The sequence below is a fragment of the Asticcacaulis solisilvae genome (assembly GCF_017875235.1).
In the GTDB taxonomy this organism is placed as follows: Bacteria; Pseudomonadota; Alphaproteobacteria; order Caulobacterales; family Caulobacteraceae; genus Asticcacaulis; species Asticcacaulis solisilvae_A.
The window spans coordinates 245,864-266,961 of the sequence record NZ_JAGGMI010000002.1 but is presented as its reverse complement, the minus strand read 5'-3'; the positions used below and the strand labels follow the sequence as shown (position 1 = coordinate 266,961).

Annotated in this window: 19 protein-coding genes; 9 read left to right on the top strand and 10 right to left on the bottom strand. The window is 61.6% G+C overall.

Going from position 1 to position 21,098, the window contains the following annotated elements; genetic code table 11:
- Positions 1–65: 65 nt before the first annotated feature.
- The gene (locus J2X24_RS04325) at positions 66–800 is read right to left on the bottom strand and encodes an SDR family oxidoreductase (protein ID WP_209717140.1); all 735 of its coding nucleotides are present in this window, start codon (positions 798–800) and stop codon (positions 66–68) included.
- Between the two features lie 186 nt (positions 801–986).
- Here J2X24_RS04325 and J2X24_RS04320 point away from each other — a divergent pair, with 186 nt between their 5' ends.
- The 7 genes from J2X24_RS04320 to J2X24_RS04290 all read left to right on the top strand — a co-directional run bounded on the left by J2X24_RS04320 (position 987) and on the right by J2X24_RS04290 (position 8,825).
- A complete protein-coding gene (locus tag J2X24_RS04320; protein WP_209717137.1) occupies positions 987–1,892 on the top strand; it encodes an AraC family transcriptional regulator in 906 nt (301 codons plus the stop codon).
- A 207-nt stretch (positions 1,893–2,099) separates the two neighbouring features.
- The gene (locus J2X24_RS04315) at positions 2,100–2,390 is read left to right on the top strand and encodes an FtsB family cell division protein (RefSeq protein ID WP_245344440.1); all 291 of its coding nucleotides are present in this window, start codon (positions 2,100–2,102) and stop codon (positions 2,388–2,390) included.
- A 190-nt stretch (positions 2,391–2,580) separates the two neighbouring features.
- On the top strand, positions 2,581–3,594 hold the full coding sequence (gene pdhA / locus J2X24_RS04310; protein ID WP_209717135.1) for a pyruvate dehydrogenase (acetyl-transferring) E1 component subunit alpha: 1,014 nt from the start codon (positions 2,581–2,583) through the stop codon (positions 3,592–3,594).
- Between the two features lie 5 nt (positions 3,595–3,599).
- The gene (locus J2X24_RS04305; protein WP_209717132.1) at positions 3,600–4,979 is read left to right on the top strand and encodes a pyruvate dehydrogenase complex E1 component subunit beta; all 1,380 of its coding nucleotides are present in this window, start codon (positions 3,600–3,602) and stop codon (positions 4,977–4,979) included.
- 18 nt (positions 4,980–4,997) lie between these two features.
- Complete coding sequence (locus tag J2X24_RS04300; protein ID WP_209717129.1) at positions 4,998–6,278, top strand: pyruvate dehydrogenase complex dihydrolipoamide acetyltransferase; 1,281 nt, start codon at positions 4,998–5,000, stop codon at positions 6,276–6,278.
- Between the two features lie 12 nt (positions 6,279–6,290).
- Positions 6,291–7,691, top strand: coding sequence for a dihydrolipoyl dehydrogenase (lpdA, locus tag J2X24_RS04295; protein ID WP_209717126.1), 1,401 nt, complete (start codon positions 6,291–6,293; stop codon positions 7,689–7,691).
- Positions 7,692–8,012: 321 nt separating this feature from the next.
- Positions 8,013–8,825, top strand: a complete 813-nt coding sequence (locus J2X24_RS04290; protein WP_209717123.1) for a TolB family protein — start codon at positions 8,013–8,015, stop codon at positions 8,823–8,825.
- On the opposite strand, the gene J2X24_RS04285 is transcribed toward J2X24_RS04290, so the two are convergent.
- From J2X24_RS04285 to J2X24_RS04255, 7 genes are all read right to left on the bottom strand, one after another.
- A complete protein-coding gene (locus tag J2X24_RS04285; RefSeq protein ID WP_209717120.1) occupies positions 8,786–9,913 on the bottom strand; it encodes an acyltransferase family protein in 1,128 nt (375 codons plus the stop codon). The genes J2X24_RS04290 and J2X24_RS04285 overlap by 40 nt on opposite strands.
- A gap of 30 nt (positions 9,914–9,943) precedes the next feature.
- Complete coding sequence (locus J2X24_RS04280; protein WP_209717117.1) at positions 9,944–11,332, bottom strand: PepSY-associated TM helix domain-containing protein; 1,389 nt, start codon at positions 11,330–11,332, stop codon at positions 9,944–9,946.
- 1 nt (position 11,333) lies between these two features.
- Complete coding sequence (locus J2X24_RS04275) at positions 11,334–13,406, bottom strand: TonB-dependent receptor family protein (RefSeq protein ID WP_209717114.1); 2,073 nt, start codon at positions 13,404–13,406, stop codon at positions 11,334–11,336.
- A 62-nt stretch (positions 13,407–13,468) separates the two neighbouring features.
- A complete protein-coding gene (locus J2X24_RS04270; RefSeq protein ID WP_209717111.1) occupies positions 13,469–13,873 on the bottom strand; it encodes a hypothetical protein in 405 nt (134 codons plus the stop codon).
- Between the two features lie 55 nt (positions 13,874–13,928).
- On the bottom strand, positions 13,929–15,488 hold the full coding sequence (locus J2X24_RS04265) for an AMP-binding protein (RefSeq protein WP_209717108.1): 1,560 nt from the start codon (positions 15,486–15,488) through the stop codon (positions 13,929–13,931).
- A gap of 199 nt (positions 15,489–15,687) precedes the next feature.
- Positions 15,688–16,986, bottom strand: coding sequence for a TadE/TadG family type IV pilus assembly protein (locus J2X24_RS04260; protein ID WP_245344439.1), 1,299 nt, complete (start codon positions 16,984–16,986; stop codon positions 15,688–15,690).
- A gap of 71 nt (positions 16,987–17,057) precedes the next feature.
- Positions 17,058–18,014 (bottom strand): serine aminopeptidase domain-containing protein, encoded by a 957-nt coding sequence (locus J2X24_RS04255; protein ID WP_209717105.1) that lies wholly within the window; start codon positions 18,012–18,014, stop codon positions 17,058–17,060.
- A gap of 171 nt (positions 18,015–18,185) precedes the next feature.
- Between J2X24_RS04255 and lipA the strand changes: the two genes are divergently transcribed.
- Positions 18,186–19,145, top strand: coding sequence for a lipoyl synthase (gene lipA, locus J2X24_RS04250; RefSeq protein WP_209717101.1), 960 nt, complete (start codon positions 18,186–18,188; stop codon positions 19,143–19,145).
- Complete coding sequence (locus J2X24_RS04245) at positions 19,145–19,600, top strand: type II toxin-antitoxin system RatA family toxin (RefSeq protein WP_209717098.1); 456 nt, start codon at positions 19,145–19,147, stop codon at positions 19,598–19,600. Before lipA ends, J2X24_RS04245 begins: the two co-directional genes overlap by 1 nt.
- Positions 19,601–19,854: 254 nt before the next feature.
- Here J2X24_RS04245 and J2X24_RS04240 read toward each other — a convergent pair whose 3' ends face one another.
- Positions 19,855–20,346, bottom strand: coding sequence for a CinA family protein (locus J2X24_RS04240; RefSeq protein WP_209717095.1), 492 nt, complete (start codon positions 20,344–20,346; stop codon positions 19,855–19,857).
- Between the two features lie 63 nt (positions 20,347–20,409).
- Positions 20,410–21,021, bottom strand: a complete 612-nt coding sequence (locus J2X24_RS04235) for a superoxide dismutase (RefSeq protein ID WP_209717092.1) — start codon at positions 21,019–21,021, stop codon at positions 20,410–20,412.
- Positions 21,022–21,098 lie beyond the last annotated feature (77 nt).

Genomic DNA, 21,098 nt, shown 5'->3' with positions numbered 1-21,098 from the left:
ACATTTAGTACCCATTCCATCCGGTTTGCTCTTTAAGCAAACCGGCGCTCCTCACCCCCATAAGCTTAGTACGGACTTGCGGTCGGCCGCACGATAATCTCGCTGACATCGACGTCCTTCGGCTGGCTGATCGCGTAGGCAATCGCGTTCGCAATCGCTTCAGCCGGCAGCGCTATCGCGCGGAAAGTCTTCATGAATTCTTGCGATGCCGGATCGGTGATGGTGCCCGCCAGCTCGGACGTCGTCACGCCTGGCACCACCGTCGTCACCCGCAGGAAGTCGCTCTCTTGACGCAGGCCATCCGAAATGGCGCGCACCGCGAACTTAGTGCCGCAATAGACCGCCGCCGTCGGATAGGTGTTATACGCGGCGATCGACGACACGCTGATGATCTGGCCTTCGTTCTGCGTCTTCATGACCGGCAAGGCCGCGGCGATGCCATACATGACGCCCTTGATATTGACGTCGACCATGCGGTCCCACTCGTCGACCTTCAGCGCTTCCATGGCCGACAGAGGCATCAGGCCGGCATTGTTGACCAGCACATCAAGCCGGCCGAAGCGTTCGACCGCGCCGGCTACAAAGGCCGAGACATTGTCGCGCTTCGTCACGTCCAGAGCCGCGAAATGCGCCTGACCACCGGCGGCGGTGATATCCGCGACCAGCTTTTCCAGGCGGTCCGTCCGCCGCGCGCCCAGCATCACCTTTGCGCCTTTGGCCGCCAGAACGCGCGCCGTCGCTTCGCCGATCCCGCTGCTGGCGCCGGTAATCGCCACGACCTTGCCTGCTACGTTGTCCATGTCTTCTCTCCATCAAAGGCAGCCAGAAGTGGCTGCGTCCTGGGCTGGAAAATAGGCAAGGGGAGACCAAAGGCGGTAATGCGATCGTCCATAATGATTGCACGATCCTCCAAATCTGCCTTGCGCGTACGCGACAAAACGGCTTGGTTCCTGTAAAGCTATTGTCCAATACTGGATGAGACAATCATGGCCGACACGACCGAACTTGCCGCCGTCATGCGCCGCCATGCCCCCGCCGAAGGCATGCTGGACACCGCCATCGACGGCATCAACCTGATCCGCAGCGATACGCCCACCCAGCCGATCCACGTCGTGCACGTGCCGGCGCTGTGTATCATCGCGCAAGGCAGCAAGACCGTCCGCCTGCAAGGCGACACCTTCACCTATGCGCCCGGTCAGCAGCTGTCCGTTGCCGTCGACCTGCCCCTAAGCGGCGAGATCATCGAAGCGACGTCCGACCACCCCTATCTTTGCCTGAAAGTCGATCTCGATCCGCTAATGCTGGCCGCCATGCTCAAGGAGGCTGGTGTGGCCAAACCGTCTTCGGACCACTCAGGGCGCGGGCTGGCGATCGGCCTGTGCGAACAGGACGTCATCGACGCCGCGACGCGCCTGGTGAAGCTGCTCGACACGCCTGCGACCGCGAAGATCCTTGCGCCGTTGGCCATACGCGAACTGCTCTACCGGCTGATCCTGTCGGGACACGCCGAAGGCCTGCGCCACATAGCCTTTGCCGATTCCCGGCTCAGGCGTATAGGCCTGGCGATCAACTGGATCACGCGCAACTTCCGCGAACCCTTCGCCATCTCAAGCGTCGCGGCCGCCGCCGGCATGAGCCCGTCGTCGCTGCACGCCCATTTCAAGGCGGTCACGGCGCTGACGCCGCTGCAGTACCAGAAGCGCCTGCGGCTGCAGGAAGCCCAGCGGCTGATCTATGCCGGAACCATGGACGCGGCCAGCGCTGCTTTCCACACCGGCTATGACAGCCCGTCGCAGTTCAGCCGCGACTACCGCCGTGTGTTCGGCGCGCCGCCGATCCGCGATGTCACACGTCTGAGACAGAGCGGCGCCGACCTCGAAGTGGCTGTCTGACGCTGTCAAAATCCCGCTTTTTGACAGTTTTGATAAAAACGGCGTGATTGGTGCACGCCGGCAAGTCGCGGATTCGATAAATTTTTCTCATTTCCCCGACATGTTCAGCAACAGTTTGTTAACCGAGATGGCGCAAAACGGACGGGAAAGTTGCGTACCCAAGTCCAGAAAGGGCCGAATAGAGTGTTTGACCGATTGAGGCCTTACTTGCCGACTGCACTTATCGCACTTGTATTGACCTATGTTTGCGTCCAGTATCTGACGGGCGACAAGGGTTTCTTTTCTCAGGAATCCCGCGACCGTGACTTGGTCGTGAAAGAGCAACAGCTCGCAAAGCTTCAGGCTGAACGCGAAGACCTTGAGGCGCGCGCCAAATACCTGCGCACCGACAATCTTTCCAAGGATCTTCTTCAGGAACGCGCTCGCGTCCTGCTGGGCCTGACCGAGCCGCATGCCTACGTAATTCGTTACAATACGCCTGCAGGCGCTAATTCCTGATCCCCTAATACCACTTTACGCGAAGGCATGCTTCTCATAAAGGGAAGTTGCCTTTGCGCGTCCGCGCACCTGGTGTCCACTTCAGAGGGGGTGTGCGTCAGTCAGAAGAGGGCTTCGGCGCCGCCTATTTGCGCGCCTGTTTTTGCGGCCGAATCTCCCCATAACGGCCGAAACACTTGAGGAGGTGTCCATGGCGCGTGCCGCCCAAAAAGACGCTAAGACCAGCACGACCAAGCTGAGCAATGTATCCAAAGACGAACTGCTGAAATATTATCGTGAAATGGTGCTTATCCGCCGTTTCGAAGAACGCGCCGGACAGCTGTACGGCATGGGCCTGATCGGTGGTTTCTGCCACCTGTATATCGGCCAGGAAGCCGTCGCGGTCGGCATGGAGGCCGCCTCCAAGGACGGTGACCAGGTCATCACCGGCTATCGCGACCACGGCCATATGCTGGCCGCCGGCATGGACCCCAAGGCTGTCATGGCCGAGCTGACCGGCCGTTCGGGCGGGTCGTCCAAGGGCAAGGGCGGGTCGATGCACATGTTCGACATCGAAACCGGCTTCTTCGGCGGCCACGGCATCGTCGGCGCGCAAGTGTCGCTGGGCACGGGCCTGGCCTTTGCCGACTTCTACCGGCAGAACGGCAATGTCTCCTTCACCTATTTCGGTGATGGCGCGGCCAACCAGGGCCAGGTCTATGAGAGCTTCAACATGGCCCAGCTGTGGAAGCTGCCGGTTGTGTACGTGATCGAAAACAACGAGTACGCCATGGGCACCTCGCTGGCGCGCGCTTCGGCGACCGTCAACCTGTCGCAGCGCGGCGCCTCGTTCGGCATTCCGGGTGAAACGGTCGACGGCATGGACGTGTTCGCCGTCAAGGAAGCGGCCGAACGCGCCGCCGAACACGCCCGTTCGGGCAAGGGCCCTTACATCCTCGAGATGAAGACCTATCGTTACCGCGGCCACTCGATGTCGGACCCCGCCAAGTACCGCACCAAGGAAGAGGTCGACGAGGTCAAGACGACCCGCGACCCGATCGACCACATCAAGACCATGCTGCAACAGGCGGGTGTTGCCGAAGACGAGATCAAGACCATCGACAACGAAGTGAAGGCCATCGTGCTTGAGGCGGTTGAATTCGCCCAGACTTCGCCGGAACCCGATCCGTCCGAACTGTACACCGACGTTTATCTCGAGGCGTAATTTACATGACCGATATTCTTATGCCCGCGCTCTCTCCGACGATGGAAGAGGGCACCCTCGCCAAATGGCACATCAAGCCGGGCGACGAAGTCTCCGCCGGTCAGGTGATCGCGGAAATCGAAACCGACAAGGCGACGATGGAAGTCGAAGCCGTCGACGAAGGCAAGGTCGAGGCCATCCTGGTCGAAGCCGGCACCGAAGGCGTCAAGGTCAACACACCGATCGCCCGTCTCGAAGGTGGCGCTTCGGCCTCGCCGGCGCCCGCGCAATCGGCTGAAAACACCGGCGGCGCGACCACCCACACCGAAGGCGGCGAGAAGAAGACGGTCGAGGCCAGCCCGGCCGCTGCCCCCGTCCAATCCAAGCCGGCCAATGACCCGGAAGTGCCCGCTGGCACGCCGATGGTCAAGATCACGGTCCGCGACGCGCTCCGGGACGCCATGGCCGAAGAAATGCGCCGCGACGACAAGGTCTTCCTGATGGGTGAGGAAGTCGCCCAATACCAGGGCGCCTACAAGGTGTCGCGCGGCCTGCTGGAAGAGTTCGGCGAACGCCGCGTCATCGACACGCCGATCACTGAAATGGGCTTTGCCGGTATCGGTTCGGGCGCGGCCATGGCCGGCCTGAAGCCGATCATCGAGTTCATGACATTCAACTTCGCGATGCAGGCGATCGACCACATCCTGAACTCGTCGGCCAAGACGCTTTACATGTCCGGCGGCCAGATCAAGTCGTCGATCGTGTTCCGCGGCCCGAACGGCGCCGCTGCCCGCGTTGCCGCTCAGCACAGCCAGGACTATTCGGCATGGTACGCCAACGTTCCGGGCCTTAAGGTCATCGCGCCGTACGATGCGGCCGACGCCAAAGGCCTGATGAAGGCCGCCATCCGCGATCCGAACCCGATCGTCTTCCTCGAACATGAGATGATGTACGGTCTGGAATTCGAAATCCCGGACGTGGAAGACTTCGTCCTGCCGATCGGCAAGGCCAAGGTTCAGCGCGAAGGTGTTGACGTGACCATCACGGCGCATTCGCGCATGGTCGGCTTCGCGCTCAAGGCCGCCGAGCAACTGGCGGCCGAAGGCATCGACGTCGAAGTCATCAACCTGCGGACCCTGCGTCCGCTCGACACCGAAACCATCCTGGCCTCGGTCCGCAAGACCAACCGCCTGGTGACGGTGGAAGAGGGCTGGGGCCCGTGCGGCATCGGCGCCGAAGTCGCCGCCCGCGTGGTCGCCGAAGCCTTCGACGACCTCGATGCACCGCCGCTGCGCGTCCACCAGGAAGATGTCCCGATGCCTTACGCCGCCAATCTGGAAGCGCTGACGGTGCCGAGCGTCGAAAAGATCGTCAAGGCCGTCAAGGCCGTGACCTACCGCAGCTAATTCAGGGAAGACTTTAAAATGACTGACATTTTGATGCCTGCCCTGTCTCCGACCATGGAAGAGGGCATTCTGGCCAAGTGGCACGTGAAGGTCGGTGACGAGATCACCGCCGGTCAGGTGATCGCTGAAATCGAAACCGACAAGGCGACGATGGAAGTCGAGGCCGTCGACGAGGGCAAGGTCGAGGCCATCCTGGTCGAAGCCGGCACCGAAGGCGTGAAGGTCAATACGCCGATCGCCCGCTTGGCCGGTGGTGCGGCTTCACCCGCACCCAAGGCCGCTGAAGCGCCGAAGCCCGCTGCGGCGCCCGCTGCCGAGGCCCCTAAGGCCGAAGCGCCCAAGGCTGCTCCCGCTGCCGCTCCGGCGCCTGCCGCTGCATCGTCGGGTGCACGCGTCGCGGCTTCGCCGTTGGCGCGTCGTCTGGCGTCGCTTAGCAATATCAACCTCAGCGCCATCAAGGGCTCGGGCCCGCATGGCCGGATCATCAAGCGCGACATCGAGGCTGCCCAGCAGTCTGGCGCCGGCAAGGCTTCGGCTGCAGGCGGCGCTGCCGCACCGGCCGCCGAGCCGCGTAAGGTCCAGTCGCTGGAACAGATGGGTATTCCCGCCGGTTCCTACGACCTGGTGCCGCTGGATGGCATGCGCAAGGTCATTGCTCGCCGCATGACCGAGTCGTTCCGCGACATCCCGCACTTCCCGCTGACCGTCGACATCGAACTCGACAACCTGCTGGCGGCGCGGACCAAGATCAACACGGCGCTGGAGTCGCGCGGCGTGAAGGTCTCGGTAAACGACATGATTATCAAGGCAGTAGCGCTGGCGCTTAAGGCTGTACCTGAAGCCAATGCTTCGTATACGCCGGAAGGCATCGCCATGCACAAGAACGCCGACATCGCTGTGGCCGTGGCCATCGACGGCGGCCTGATCACCCCGATCGTGCGCAAGGCGGAACTGAAGACCCTGGCCGAAATCTCGACCGAGATGAAGGACCTGGCGCAACGGGCCCGCGACCGCAAGCTGAAGCCGGAAGAGTTCCAGGGCGGCACCTTCTCGGTGTCCAACCTGGGCATGTTCGGCATCAAGACCTTCACCTCGATCCTGAACGAGCCGCAGGGCTGCATCATGTCGGTCGGCGCCGGTGAGCCGCGTCCGGTCGTCAAGAACGGCCAGTTGGCTGTCGCAACGGTCATGTCGGTTACGCTGACCTGCGACCACCGCGTCGTTGACGGCTCGATCGGCGCCAAGTTCATCAGCGCCTTCAAGCCGCTGATCGAAGATCCAATTAAAATGTTGGCGTAAGGGACTGATAACATGGCTTATGATCTCGTAGTTATCGGTTCCGGCCCGGGCGGTTATGAGGGCGCGATCCGCGCTTCCCAAAACGGCCTGAAGGTCGCTATCGTCGAGCGCGAACTGCTGGGCGGCATCTGTCTGAACTGGGGCTGTATCCCCACCAAGGCGTTGCTGAAGTCGGCGGAAGTCTTCGACAAGATTAACCACCTGGCTGATTACGGCCTGACCGGCGAAAAGCCGGGCTTCGACTTTGAGAAGGTCATTGCCCGGTCGCGCGCCGTCGCCAAGCAATTGAATGGCGGCGTCGGCTATCTGATGAAGAAGAACAAGATCGACGTCATCGAAGGTTTTGCGACACTTGAGCCGGGCAAGGACGCGCCCAAGGTAAAGGTGAAGCTGAACAGCGGCGGCGAACAGGTTGTCGAAGCCAAGAACGTCATGCTGGCCGTCGGCGCCCGCGCGCGGGAAATCCCGGCGATCGGCGCTGTGTCGGACGGCGAGGTGATCTGGACCTACCGCAACGCCCTGTCGCCCAAGAAGATGCCGAAGTCGCTGGTCGTCATTGGTTCGGGCGCCATCGGCATCGAATTCGCCAGCTTCTATCGTTCGCTGGGCGCCGAGGTTGTCGTCGTCGAAGCGCTCGACCGCATCCTGCCGGTCGAGGACAAGGAAGTATCGGCCGAGGCCCACAAGGCTTTTGAGAAGCGCGGCATCAAGTTCCGCGTCGGCGCCAAGGTAACCAAGGTTGAGAAGGCCGGTTCGGGCGTGAAGGTGTCGGTCGAAGCCGGCGGCAAGTCCGAAGTGCTTGAGGCCGAGGGCTGCATTGTCGCCGTCGGTATCGTTGCCAACACCGAAAACCTCGGCCTGGACAAGCTGGGTGTTGAGTTGGACCGCGGTCACATCAAGAATGACAGCCACGGCAAGACCAATGTGAAGGGCCTCTATGCGATCGGCGACTGCGCCGGACCGCCGTGGCTGGCGCACAAGGCTTCGCACGAAGCGATCCATGCCGTCGACTATATCGCCGGCAAGAAGCTGTCAAACCTGAACCCGCCGATTCCGGGCTGCACCTATGCGACGCCGGAAGTGGCCAGCGTGGGTATCACCGAGCAGGGCGCGAAAGAGAAGGGGCTGGACGTGAAGATCGGCCGTTTCCCGTTCAAGGCCAATGGCAAGGCGATTGCTGCCGGTGAATCGGGCGGTTTCGTAAAGGTCATCTTCGACAAGAAGACGGGTGCACTTCTGGGCGCGCACATGATTGGCTCCAACGTAACCGAGATGATCCAGGGCTTCTGCCTGGCGATCACCATGGAAGCGACGGAAGAGGACCTGCAGGGTACGGTCTTCCCGCATCCGACCATGTCGGAAGCTATCCTCGAAGCGTCCTTGGACGCCGACGGTCGCATGATCAACCTCTAGAGCATGATGCGTTTAAATCGGACCGCTATCATGCTCTACGTTTTTGTTTTATCGCGATATTTAGCCAAAAACCGCTGCACACTTTTTGGCATATCGCTCTAATAAAGTATCGGGGTCTGGGGCCTGCGGCCCCGGAGACTTATCCTTTTAAAGCCCAGCCAAACGGCTGGGCTTTTTCATTGCAAGTGGATGATCGCTTTTGATTGGCAAGTTAACATCACTTGTGATCTGAAATCTGTATTTTAATTAACTTTCGCAAGCGACCTTGCGCCGCGTTTCGGCCGCAATCACACCGCTCTCTGAGCGCAAGGAGGGCTTGCGATGATCCGACATATCCTGACCTGCGCCGCCGTGTGCGTTATGGCCGCACCGGCGTTTGCCGCCGAACCCGTCACCTTTGATGGCATTGCCTTGGGTGACCTGAAGCCGCGCGCGCCGGTCTATTCCAAGGGCGGCGACTTGCTGCTGTTCACCGCCGGCAACCCGCCCCAGATCTATGAGAGCCGCAGGATTTCTGGCACCTGGAGCGCGCCGGTCGTCGCCGGGTTTTCCAACGAGGGCCGCAACTGGGAACCGTTCCTGACGCCGGACGGTAAGACGGTGATCTTTGTCTCGAGCCGCGCACCGGGTGACGTTAATCGCGGCCGCGCGTTCAAGTCGATGCGTACAAGGGACGACTGGTCGAAACCGGAGCCTCTGTTCCTGCTCGACGATCCGGCGGGGATCTGGTTTCCCAATGGCGAGCCTGCGGGCCTGATCTATTTCAGCGGCGATCTGAAGGACCAGGCCGGGAAGTCCGACCTTTATGTTTTCGACATGCGCCGACCTGAGGCCGGCCCGCAAAGACTGGCGGACCTGAGCTCGCCCGGCATCGAATGGGACCCCTATGTCTCGCCGGACGGCCAGTGGATGGTTTTTGTGTCGGACCGTCCGGGCGGGCAGGGGCGCGGCGACCTGTGGCTGTCACGGCGTCAAACTGATGGGACTTGGGGCACGCCTGTTAATGCCGGGCCCAAGGTCAATACCGGCGCCTATGAGGTCGCGGCGGTCTTTTCACCGGACGGCAAGACGCTGTACTTCGTCCGCGAGCCGGATCAGGTCTTTGCGGTTCCATTCGCCGAGGTCGCGCCCTGACGCAGAACTTTCTGGCGCAGATTCAGGAAGGTGCGTTCGACGATGAAATAGAGCAGGGCGGCCATGGTGATGCTGGTGCCGTAGAAAATGAAGACGCCTGACCAGTCGGTTACCCATCCTTTGGGCAGCAAGGCCTTGTCGGCGTGCATGACCAGTTTGTGCGACAGGTAGAGGCTGTAGGATATGGCGGCGATAAAGCCCGCGCCGGTCCAGCGCAGGAGCTGGAGGTGTGCTTCAAGTTTCAGGAGGCCGGCCAGGATCATCGCCACGCCGAACGCGAACAATGGGTAGAAGATGATCGCGCCCGCCGGCGACAACGTGATGCCGTCGCGCAGCGTCATATAGCCGGTGATGGCAATGCAGATGGTGCCAAGAGGTAGGGTGAACCAGGGACTTATATTTTTCCAGAGTTGCGGACGGAACAGCCGGAAAGCCGCTAGGCACACGCCCATCAGCAAGCCATCCAGGCGCGTATAGGTGGGATAATAATAGTCACGCAACATGACTGCGGCGCCTTCGCCACTGGCTGACCAGTCCTGCCAGATCAGGTGACGCAGGACCATGCCGCCGATAAGCAGCACCGTCGCCAGAAGGATCGCTGGAAGGGGCGACGACCACCGCCTCAGCATCAGGATAGTGACGGGCAGGAGAAGGTAGAAATGCTCTTCGACGCACAGCGACCAGGCGTGGGTGAACGCGCCTGTCAGACGGTAGTCGAGGCCGAAATTGACCGTAAAGGTCAGGTAACGCCAGATCGGCGCCAGGTTGGAGTTTTCGCCCCATTGCGGCAGAAGGACATAAGCCGCCAGTATCAACCAGAACATCGGCAGGATGCGAAAGGCGCGCTTGACGTAAAAGGTGGGCAAGTCGGGGCTGCGGCCATCGCGAACCTGCTTCAGCAGTTCGGTGCCGATCAGGTAGCCGCTGAGGACAAAGAAGATATCGACGCCCAGCCAGCCGAATTCGCGGATCGTGAGCATGACCGGCGGCAGGCCGGCCTTGGGCAGGTGCCAGAGCATGACGAGCAGGATGGCAAGCGCCCGGAGCAGATCCGGCCCAATGTCGCGTTTATCTTGTGATTCCGCCATGTCACCCCGCTGCGCAAGGGTATGACGACGCTATGCGGGTGGCAAGCTGTGCTTCAGGCCCAGCCAGGCGCAGACCGCTGGAATATTGCGCAGGACGAGGCGCTCGGCCAGCGCCACGACGATCAGGCTTATACCCAATACCGGCAGGAAGATTCCGAGGGCCATTATGAGCGCACCAAGCCCCATGCCCAGACGCTCATCCGGCAGGAGCGCTGGGGCGCCCAGAACATCGGTCGGACGGCGTTGCCACCACATGACCACCGCGCTGATACACAGGGTGACGAGGCCGATGGCGGTCAGCAGGCCCAGTAGCTGGTTGAGCCAGCCGAACAGGTGGCCTTCGTGGGCGGAGATGCCGGTGGCGACGACGCGATCGACCAGCGCCTTGTCGCCAAAGGTCTCGCGCTTGATCTCGTGGCCGGTGGCGGCATCATAGGTGACGGTGAAGCGCGCGGTCAGGTTCTGGGTGGCCGAGGTCGCCTGCCAGGTCGTGTCTTTCACCGGCTTGATCAGGACGGGCGCGGGCAGGCCGATCGCCAGGACGCGCGGCGCCAGGGCATCGACGCCCGTCAGGTTGACCCCCATATCGTGGCTCATCAGCACGCTTTTTTGGGCACTTTGGTCGTGGTGGGCGTGCTCGTCCTTCAACGCCTTGGTCTCAGCGGCGCGGCCGGCGGCCCATTCGGCCTTGGCGGTGGCGGGCTTGGTCGCGGCGACGACCGCGCGGAAAGCGCCGCCCCAGACCGAGGTCCACGGCAGGCCGGAGAGCAGCAGGAACAGCGCAAAAAACGAGATCCAGATACCGGTGACGGCGTGCATGTCGCGCCAGAAGACACGCTTGCCTATCCTGAGGCGCGGAAAGAGCACGCCGGCCGGCCCTTGCGCATTGCGCGGCCACCATAGATAAAGCCCTGTGACGATCATGACGATGGCCCAGCATGCCGCCAGTTCGACGATGATTTCACCGAAACGACCAAGTGTCAGTTCGCCATGGATGGTCTTGATGATGGCCATGAAGCGCTGGTCTTCGGCCTGGACTTTCAGGACATCCAGCGTCTGCGGGTGGATATAGACGCGCCACAACTCGCCGCCATCGTTCATGACGACGCGCAGGGCGTCGTGCGGATTTTTTCGCAGCTCGACCTGCTTGAGTTCGGCGCCATGCAGCGCATGCATGGCGTTGAATATCTGTTCGCTGACTGGACGCGGGGCGCCTTCGAACGGCAGGTTGTTGTAGCGGGCATCCAGAGCCGCTTCGATCTGCGGTTTGAACAGGTAGCAGGTGCCGGTGACAGCCAGCAGGACGATGAACGGAATGCAGACGAGCCCGGCATAGAAGTGCCAGCGCCAGATCATGCGATAGTCGATGATAAGCCGCTTGGCGGCCTCCCCAGAAAGCTTAATGCCGGGCTCGGTCATCTTATCTCCCCGTCAAACGGATGCCGACGAACAGGGCGCGGCCTTCGCCCGGCGTGAATACCTTGCGCGAAGACGCAGCGACCGACGCGAAATTGGTCAGAGCGTTGACGTTCGACACATAACGCGTGTCGGCGAGATTTCGCGCATCAGCAAAGACTTCAACACTGTCGCCAAAGCGCTTGGAAAGGCTGAGGTTCCAGACGGTGAAGCCCGGCGTCTTGGCGGTGTTGGTATAGTCCACCCAGACGTCGGACGGCGTCCATTCGACCGCCGGCGTGACGCGCCAGCCGCCCGCAGCCGCTGTCAGGCTGGCGCGGTAATAGTGTTCGGGAACGACAGGCAGGCGGCCATCGCCATAGGTCTTGTCGCCGTCAAAGCGGAAGTCCGACCAGCTGTAGGTCTGGCGAAGGTTGAAACTCCACGGCCCAGCTTGTGCGAACGACCAGTCGAGCGCGGCTTCCAGGCCCTGGTGGACGGTTTTTTCGGCGTTGAAGGTCGCGGCCGGGATATCGGGGGACACGATGAAGTTCAGCATCTCGTCGCGGATGGCCGAGTGATAGACGGCGACGTCCCAGGCGAGCTTGGCGTTGCGGCCACGAATGCCGGTTTCCAGTGTCGTTGCCTTTTGCAGGTCAACCGTGGTGAACTGCGGGATCGGCGTCTGGACGAGGGCGCCATAGGTCGGCGCTTCGACCGACTCTGTGACATTGGCGAACCACTGATGACCCTGTTCGTTCTGCCACAGCAGGCCGATGCGCGGCGCGAACCAGTCGAAATTAGCTGACGTGTTGTTAACGGCGTTGAGCAGGTTCGTATAATCGCGGCCGGTCCAGCCATATGAGCCGCCGGCAATAACCGCCAGTTTATCGGTCACGAAGACACGGCCTTCGCCAAATACATCGATGCTGTCTGCGTTCTGGCGGGTCTGGCCGGTCAGGTTGCCAGGCTGGCCGTTGGCGTTGACGTAGACATTGGCGTTGGTCAGGCCGGCGCGATAGTTGGCGCCGATGAACATGTCGGCGGGGCGGCCGGCGAATGTGCCCTTGCCGTCAAGGCGGGCAAAGGCGCCGTAGTTCTGATGGGTATAGTCGATATAGATCGAGATGGGGTGGACCAGTTCCTTCCACGCCGCATAAACGCCCGCCTGCAAGGTAAGGTTTTCATTGATCTTCCAGTCGGCCTGACTGGTGGCGCGCAGCGACTTGACATTGCGGCCGTAGCGCAGAGTCGGGTAATTGGGCGCGGTTGTGATCGTCGGCGTCGTCAGCGCCTCGTTGAGCGTCAGGCCACCGGCGATGCCCTGTTCGATGTCGTTGGCCTGGACGATGAGGCGGATGCTGCGCCCTACGCCGAAGCTGCGGCCGATATTGGCGGTGATCCGGCGGGCCTCCTGGGCTGTGTTGTCGCGCCAGCCGTCGGCCTGGGTTGCCGTCGTCGACAGGTAGAGGTCGTAGTCGCCAATGACATCCGCGTAAGCGGCGTGTCCGCGAAGCGTGCCGAACGATCCGCCTTCGACGCGAACCTGGGTGCGATAACCGGCATTGTGGCCGGAAGGGGTGACATAGTTGACCGCGCCCCCCAACTGCGCACCGCCGAAACGCAGCGCGTTGCCACCCTTGTAAACTTCGACATAACGGACACTGAGCGGATCCATTTCCTGGAAGTCACCGGACCCGTCGGCCTGATTGACCGGTACGCCATCGATGGCAAGCCACGAGCCACGATTGTGCGCGGAATTGCCGATGCCGGAGCCGCGGATGGAAAAGCGGCCATCTTCGCCGGACTTCTTCTGCGCGAAGACGCCGGCAACGTCTTTCAGCGTATCGAACAGGCCCAGCGCATAAGAGTTATCGAAATTCTCACGCGCGACAACCGAAACGGCGCCGGGTGTGCGCGACAGCCGCGCCCGGGTCGCCTTGACGGCCGGCGGATCGAGCGGGTCAGGGCGCGCCGTGACGATGACGGTGCTGGAGTCCTCGATCTCTTCGGCCTCGGCGGCAAAAGGAATGAACGGCAGGATGGAGGCTGTAACGAGCAGGGCGCCAACGAAGACGCGGGCAGACAGTTTAGACATGAGATATCCGAAATTAAAAGCAGTCAGGCGCGCCGGATCAATCCATGCGCGGGTGAAGAGCTTCAGATTTCGGACGGAGGACCGCAGGAGTGCGGGCGCGGCGGCGCACGGGCGCGGACGGTGGTGGCGTTGGCCGCCGGCCTCATGCGCACATACTCGGTGGCGTAGACGACCGGGACGATTTGCGGTGACGGCGTGGCGATCGCGGTCAGCGAGGCCAGCACGCAGTCAGCGCACTTCAGGCCCTGATAGCCCTTGCTCTTGGTGGTGTCGGCGATCTTTTGCGCGGCCACCGTGTCGGCGACGGCCGGGGCATCGGCCTGTTCCACGCACAGCATGAAGCCGGACATGGCTTGCGCCGACGCTTGGACCGGGAACAGGAAGGGGCAGAGCAGGGCCAGGACCACAGCGAAGCAGGCCCAGAAACGGACCTCCGCCTTCACTGCCCTGTACGTCATTGCGCCCATGTTCCGCGCTTACGGTGCCGCGCCTAAGCTGTCAATATGCGTGATTGCCGCACGGCTATGCCGCCTGTACTTCGACCTCGGCCAGTTTCTGAAGCGCGACATAGTCGGTCTTGCCCGAGCCGAGGACAGGCACGGCTTCGACCTTCAGGATCTTCTTCGGAATGGCCAGGGCGGGCGTGCCGTTTTCCTTGGCCCAGTTGGTCAGGCGTGACATGTCGGCCTCGGTATTATCGGTGATCAGCACCAGGCGCTCACCCTTCTTGTCATCGGACACGGCGACGACGGCGTGGCGATTGTCGGGCCAGACCTCTTCGGCCAGGCGTTCGACGGCGGTCAGCGACACCATTTCACCGGCGATCTTGGCGAAACGCTTGGCGCGGCCGAGAATCTTGATGAAACCTGAGTCATCGAAGGTAACGATGTCGCCGGTATCGTGCCAGCCGTCTTTCGGGGCTTCGATCACATTCGGATTTTCCGGATTAATATATCCGGCCATCACATTGGGACCTTTGACAAAAAGGCGACCGCCCTCCTTGATGCCTTCGACGGCGTCAAGGCGCGTTTCGATGCCGGGCAGGACCGGCCCGACCGTGCCGTAATGGTTGTCGTCGGGATAGTTGACGGCCACCACAGGCGAGCATTCGGTCACACCATAGCCTTCAAGGATCGGCACGCCGCCAAACTGCGTCTTGAACAGCTCGTGCGTTTCGTTGCGCACCTTCTCGGCGCCGCAGACCACGAACTCCAGCGACTTGAAGTCGTCGGGCTCGGCCTGGCGAGCGTACTGGTTGATAAAGGTGTCGGTAGCGAAGAGCAGCGATGCCTTCGATTCGCGCAAAAGCGGGGGGATCTGCTTGACGTGCAGCGGCGACGGATACTGGAAGCTGCGCAAGCCGGCCAGGAGCGGCAGGATAACGCCGCCGGTCAGGCCCAGCGAATGGAAGATCGGCATGGGGTTGAAGGCGACCCATTCCGGTTTCAACGCGATATGCGCCTGAATCTGGCGTACATTTGCGACAAGGTTGCGCTGGCTGAGTACGACGCCGCGCGGGCTGCCGAAGCTGCCCGAGGTGAACAGGATGACGCCGATATCGTCAGGCGTGGTCTTCTTGGCGAACAGGCGCGGCAGCTTGGATGCCGCGAAGGCGTAGACCTTGTCGGTCAGGGTGATTTCCTTGCGGATATCGTCGAGATAGATGATGCGCACATAACCACGCATCGCCTCGACCAACTCTTCCAGCTTGGCATTCTCGATGAAGCGTCGCGCTGTAATTACTGTTTTTATTTGAGAAACCTGCGCAGCAGCCTTGATGTTGGCCTGGCCGGCGGTGAAGTTAATCATGACGGGCGCGCGGCCGAGCGCGTGCAGCGCCCAGAAGGACAGGGCGCCGCCCATCGAGGTCGGCAGCATCAGGCCGACGCGTTGTTCAGCGCCGATGTGGCGTTTTAGGAGCCGCGACAGGGCGAAGCTGCCCGCGATGAACATGTTATAGTCCAGCGGTTTGCGGTCCTGGTCCTCGATGATGACCTTGGTTCCGCCATACCGTTGTCTTGCTTCGACCAGCGCTTCGAAAAGCGGCGTTTCAAACGCCCTGGCGTCCAGCTCGCGCTTCATGCGCAGGCACTCCCCTCAGGGGGCGGCCGCCGGGAGCCATCGCCCGCGATCGTATCCGCCCGGATAAACGACCCTCCGTCAGCGGGATGGGTCGTAACATTCGGTCATAATAGCTGATCCGATGAGGGGGTAAAGGCCTGAATCCACTCACACGCAACTTTTTTGAACGACGTTCATTTATTGCGCGTCCATGTGGAAATTAGTTCTTGATGCGCACGACCGAAACAACGCGGGTGAACAGTGCCGACATGGCGTCGGATATGCCTTGGCTGGGGCTCACCTCGAAAAACAGGCCGGGTGAAGCGCAGGCTTCCATTTCCGTGGCCAGCTGCGACTGGTACTTGGCGAGATGCTGGTTGTAGAAGGCGTTGGTCGGCAGGGGCAGGTAGGTGGTGTAAAGCACCGCGATGCGGACGCCGCGCGCCTTGATGGTATGGCACTGCTGAGGATCGATCGGCGAAATGCGCCGGCAGGTTCCGCCGTTGGAATAGGCGCAGTCGTAGCCGTCATTGGCGCCGTCCGACACCAGGAACAGAACCTGCTGGGGCTTGTTGGCGCTGGTGCCGTCACCGGACGACGGAATGATCTTGTTCATCCCTTGCAGCATCGATTTGAAATTGGTCTGCCGGTCGGAATTGTAGTTCTGGTACGGGATCGTCATCAGATCGATCGCCGCCGCATTGGCCGCGGACGCATCGAGATTAGTCGTCAGGTCGCTGATAAGGTAGGGTTCGGGCTTTTTCTCGTCGATGGCGTCGGCCGCCATGCCGAAATGGTAGATGGCCATGCCGTACTGCCCGGGCGTGGTCTGGCTCGCCTTGGCGGTCGTCATCAGGTTCTGCGTTGCCTGGCGCACCACATCGATGCGGGTGGTCACGCCCAGCGTCTTGGCCTTGGCGTAGTAGTCATTGCCGGCCTTGTCCATCTGATGGCAGGCGAAGGCGCACTTGTCCGGCGTGTTGGCGACCATCTTGTTGATGTCCGCCGTGGTGGCGCCGACGCCCATGGACGGGGTGTTGTCGAGCAGCAGGTAGAAGTTGATGTAGGGCGGCAGACCAGCCGTCGACACCGACATCGCGTTCAGCGGGATATTGCTGAAGCCGACAAGGCCCAGAAGGTAGGGTTTGTAGTTGGCGGTGACGGTGACCTTGGCGGTCAGGGTGTGTCCGGTCTTGGTGACGGTCGCGGCCGGGGAGATGGCCGACAGGTCGGTGTGCGTGCCTATATTGGTCTTGAGGATCGACAGGGCCTGATCGACGCCGTCGGAAATCGTCCCGTTGCCGGCCATGTTGCTGCCGGCCTTATAGCCAAGGGAGTTGACGGCGATCGCGCCCAGGGCAGCCGTATCGGCGGCGTCCTGAAGCTCCATGCGCAGTTGCGTGGCCCGGCTGAAGTCGATGGCGCCGCCGACCAGCGCCAGCAGGACCGGCAGGCACAGGGCGAAAATCATGGCTGTATTGCCGGCGGTGTCCGCCTTGAGGCGGCTAAGGACGGACAAGATGGCGTCTCCGGTAGCGATCTATCGGTGAGACCATCGCACGGAATGCTTAAGTCGCGGTTAGCCGGCAACTATTTTACAGCCGGGCGCACGCCGCGGATAAAGCTCGCGACGTCTTCGCCAAGCGTGTCGGGGCCGCTGGTCGTTGCGACGCGGCATTGGGACAGCCGGGCGCACAGGGCGGTGAGCGTCCCCGACTGGCTTTGCGGGGCGTCCTTCGGCGCGATGACGACCACCGGAGCCGCTGGCGCCGTCAGGGAGATGACCGGCAGGTGCAGGCTGTTGAGATCGGACCAGGCCTTGTGAGTCTGCGTGCGCCAGGGCTCGCTCTTGACCCGTAAACGCAGGTCTGGATTAGAGGCGCGCCAGGCGTGGGCGATGCCGTCCCAGTAGCCAGTCGTAACGTCGGTTGAGTGCCATTCGGCGCCTGGCTGGATGTCCTGGCCAAGATAAGGCGCGTAGGCGACGAAGCCGGCCAAGGTCTTGTCCTTGGCAGTGGTCGATAATGACAGGGCATTGAGCGCGCTGTAACCGGTGCCGACGATGAACAGGGGCTTTTCGGGCGTCGGGTGGATGATGTCGCGGATAAAGCCGATGACCGCCATCTGTCCGTCGCGATAGCTTCGCGTGAAGACCGCCTGTTTCTGGCCGGAATACTGGCCCGCGCCGCCCTGGCCCGGCACTTCGAACAGCCAGACGCCGTAGCCTTCATCGAGCAACTGGTTGGCCAGCTCGAAATAGGTTTCCGCCGGATAGTCGGCGTCGGCCAGGATCAGGACCTGGGCGCGTGGATTGACGGGCGGCGAGGCCACGCCGTAGCGCGCCTCAGGTAGGGAGCCGTTGCGGTAGCCGCCCCAGACAAAGCCTTGCGGCGGAAAGTATTGCGGCGACAGGCCGGGCGGGATCTGGCTGTCGAGGAAGGCCTGTCCCGGCTGCTTCTCGCCGGCGCCCGGCTTCGAGCATGCGCCAACGGCCAGGGCAAGGCCCAGCGCGGCGAGGTGAAGCCAGGGACGAAGAGAAGGGGACATGCGTTATCTATAACTCAGATTCCCGTGATCGGCTATGACCGGCGCGTGACACTCCGGTGATGTTTCTTCACGTGTCATGTCGTCGCGCAACAGCGGATTTGACTTGATAAATTCAGGCAATACGCCCAATTAGGTGTGGGGCAGACGTGTGCCCGCACAAGCAGTTGAGCCATGGTCACCCTTATTAATCGCGTCGATGCCACTCCGCGTGAGCTGCGTCACCCCGAAAAGCAGAACCGTCCCGATTCGCCGATCCAGAAGAAACCCGAATGGCTGCGCGTGCGCGCCCCTGGATCGCCCGGCTATAATGAAACACAGAAGATCGTCCGCGACGCCAAGCTGGTGACGGTATGCGAAGAGGCGGCCTGTCCGAACATCGGTGAGTGCTGGTCAAAGAACCATGCGACCATCATGATCATGGGCGATACCTGCACACGCGCCTGCGCCTTCTGCAACGTCAAGACCGGTTTGCCCCAGCCGCTCGACACCGACGAGCCGCGCCGCGTCGGCGAAACCGTCGCGCTGATGAAGTTGTCGCACGTCGTCATTACCTCGGTCGACCGCGACGACCTGGCCGATGGCGGCGCCTGGCACTTCGCCGAAGTGGTGCGCCAGATCCGCGCCCAGTCGCCGAAGACCACCATTGAAATTCTCACGCCCGATTTCCTGCGCAAGGACGGTGCGGCGGAAATCGTCATCGATGCCAAGCCGGACGTGTTCAACCACAACCTGGAAACCGTGCCGCGCAACTATCTTAAGATCCGCCCCGGCGCGCGCTATTACCACAGCCTGCGTCTGCTGGAGCGCGTCAAGGAGCGCGATCCTCAGCAGTTCACCAAGTCGGGCATCATGGTCGGCCTTGGCGAAACGCGCGAAGAGGTCATGCAGGTCATGGACGACATGCGTTCGGCCGGCATCGATTTCATCACCATCGGCCAGTACCTCCAGCCGACGCGCAAGCACGCCGCCATCGACCGCTTTGTGACGCCGGACGAGTTCAAGGCCTACGAAGCGATCGCCCGCGCCAAAGGCTTCCTGATGGTGTCGTCGTCGCCCTTGACGCGGTCATCGCACCACGCCGGTGAGGATTTCGAACGTCTGCGGGCTGCTCGCGCTGCGAAGGCCAAATAATGACCAAGGTCAGTTTCGATCGGGTCCTGCCGTTCGCCGCCGACAAGCTGTTCGAGATGGTCGCCGACGTCGAGAAGTACCCGGACTATATTCCGTGGATCACCTCGATGCGGGTGAGCAATCGCACAGGCCTGTCCGAGGGCGTAACGCGCTTTGATGCCGAGGCGGGTGTGGGATTCAAGTTCCTGTCCGAACGCTTTTCGACACGCGTGACGCGCGACGCCAACAACCGCACCATCTCGATCACCCTGTTAAAAGGGCCCTTCAAGCGGTTGAATTGCGAGTGGAAATTTGAAGAGGCAGGCAAGGGTTGCCGCGCGTCCCTGCAGATGGATTTTGAATTCAAGAACCCGTTCCTGACCGGATTCCTCAAGGCCAATTTCGACAAGGCCGTGTCCAAGCTGATGGCCTGTTTTGAAGGCCGCGCGGAAACGCTCTTTCCGAAGACGGCGTAGGCGTTTCTGCAAACGGGACAATCTTTCGGCTACGCCGGTTTTCTGCCTCCCCAAATCCAATAGATTTGGGGAGGGGGACCATGAGCGCAGCGAATGGTGGAGGGGCATACTGCAGATGTCTAAAATGCTTTAATTTACCGGTCTGAATCAAAACCTCACCACCACATCTCATTCGCCATCTGTCGATGGCTCACTCGTGCGGTCCCCCTCCCCAAATCTATTGGATTTGGGGAGGCAGAAAACTTGGCAGCCGCTCAACTGAGAACCTTGAGCGCCCAGCTCAGCGCCAGCTCGACGCTCTTCTCGCGCACAGCATCGCGGCCGATGGCGCCGAACTGCTCTACTTTTGCTTCCGTGATGATCTCGCCCTTGCGGCCGCTGCGGCTTAGGCCAAAACAGACCATGCCGACAGGCTTATCCGCTGATCCGCCGGTAGGCCCGGCGATACCCGTGATGCTGAGCGCGATATCGGCGCCGGCCTCGCGTAAAGCTCCTTCGGCCATGGCGCGTGCGACCTGCAGGCTGACGGCACCATGCGTTTCGATCAGGGTCTGAGGCACGTGGACAAGTCGCGTCTTGGCGGTGTTTGAATAGGTGACGAAGCCGTAGTCAAACACGGCCGAAGAGCCGGAAATAGCTGTGATCGCGCCCGCCACCAGCCCACCGGTACAGCTTTCGACGGTGGTGATACGTTTGCCCTGCGCCGAGAGCAGCCCGACAAGTTCCTGAGCCAGTATGGTGGACATCTTCCCCCCAAAAACAAAAGGCGGCCCGATTGGACCGCCCTTCGCGCAGAATTGCAATATGGATTAGACGCCCGGATGCAGCGGGGCGGCCAGGTTCTGGTTGGCGAAGTCCCAGTTGACCAGGCTGGCCAGGAAGACTTCCAGGAACTTGGGGCGCAGGTTCTGATAATCGAGATAGTAGGCGTGCTCCCAGACGTCGCAGGTCAGGATCGGCTTGTCGCCCTTGGTGAAAGGCGTTTCGGCGTTCGGCGTCTTGGTGACCTTCAGCTTACCGTCCGATCCCAGGACCAGCCACGCCCAGCCCGAACCGAACTGTGTGGCGCCGGCCGTCTTGAAGGCTTCGGCAAAGGCGTCGAACGACCCAAAATCGCTGTTGATGCGGTCGGCGATCTCGCCGGTCGGCTGACCACCGCCATTGGGCTTCATCGAGCTCCAGAAGAAGGTGTGGTTCCACACCTGAGCGGCATTGTTGAATACGCCCGGGTTCTTGCCTTCCGACGCCTGGACGACCTCGACCAGCGACTTGCCTTCGAACTCGGTGCCGGCGATCAGCTTGTTCAGGTTGTCGACATAGGCCTTGTGGTGCTTGGCATGGTGAAAGCTGAAGGTATTGGCCGACATGTGCGGCTCAAGGGCATCGGCAGCGTAGGGCAAGGGGGGAAGTTCGAATGCCATGACAGACCTCTCATCTGTTGTGTTTCGGGGAATGCTTTACGGTTCAGCATATATTCGGGCGAATAACCCTTTTCAAG

Bases quoted from the DNA above. Each gene is read 5' to 3' on its own strand.
- J2X24_RS04325 (WP_209717140.1), bottom strand. From the start codon at position 800: ATGGACAACGTAGCAGGCAAGGTCGTGGCGATTACCGGCGCCAGCAGC.
- J2X24_RS04320 (WP_209717137.1), top strand. From the start codon at position 987: ATGGCCGACACGACCGAACTTGCCGCCGTCATGCGCCGCCATGCCCCC.
- pdhA (WP_209717135.1), top strand. From the start codon at position 2,581: ATGGCGCGTGCCGCCCAAAAAGACGCTAAGACCAGCACGACCAAGCTG.
- J2X24_RS04305 (WP_209717132.1), top strand. From the start codon at position 3,600: ATGACCGATATTCTTATGCCCGCGCTCTCTCCGACGATGGAAGAGGGC.
- J2X24_RS04300 (WP_209717129.1), top strand. From the start codon at position 4,998: ATGACTGACATTTTGATGCCTGCCCTGTCTCCGACCATGGAAGAGGGC.
- lpdA (WP_209717126.1), top strand. From the start codon at position 6,291: ATGGCTTATGATCTCGTAGTTATCGGTTCCGGCCCGGGCGGTTATGAG.
- J2X24_RS04290 (WP_209717123.1), top strand. From the start codon at position 8,013: ATGATCCGACATATCCTGACCTGCGCCGCCGTGTGCGTTATGGCCGCA.
- J2X24_RS04285 (WP_209717120.1), bottom strand. From the start codon at position 9,913: ATGGCGGAATCACAAGATAAACGCGACATTGGGCCGGATCTGCTCCGG.
- J2X24_RS04280 (WP_209717117.1), bottom strand. From the start codon at position 11,332: ATGACCGAGCCCGGCATTAAGCTTTCTGGGGAGGCCGCCAAGCGGCTT.
- J2X24_RS04275 (WP_209717114.1), bottom strand. From the start codon at position 13,406: ATGTCTAAACTGTCTGCCCGCGTCTTCGTTGGCGCCCTGCTCGTTACA.
- J2X24_RS04270 (WP_209717111.1), bottom strand. From the start codon at position 13,873: ATGGGCGCAATGACGTACAGGGCAGTGAAGGCGGAGGTCCGTTTCTGG.
- J2X24_RS04265 (WP_209717108.1), bottom strand. From the start codon at position 15,488: ATGAAGCGCGAGCTGGACGCCAGGGCGTTTGAAACGCCGCTTTTCGAA.
- J2X24_RS04255 (WP_209717105.1), bottom strand. From the start codon at position 18,014: ATGTCCCCTTCTCTTCGTCCCTGGCTTCACCTCGCCGCGCTGGGCCTT.
- lipA (WP_209717101.1), top strand. From the start codon at position 18,186: ATGGTCACCCTTATTAATCGCGTCGATGCCACTCCGCGTGAGCTGCGT.
- J2X24_RS04245 (WP_209717098.1), top strand. From the start codon at position 19,145: ATGACCAAGGTCAGTTTCGATCGGGTCCTGCCGTTCGCCGCCGACAAG.
- J2X24_RS04240 (WP_209717095.1), bottom strand. From the start codon at position 20,346: ATGTCCACCATACTGGCTCAGGAACTTGTCGGGCTGCTCTCGGCGCAG.
- J2X24_RS04235 (WP_209717092.1), bottom strand. From the start codon at position 21,021: ATGGCATTCGAACTTCCCCCCTTGCCCTACGCTGCCGATGCCCTTGAG.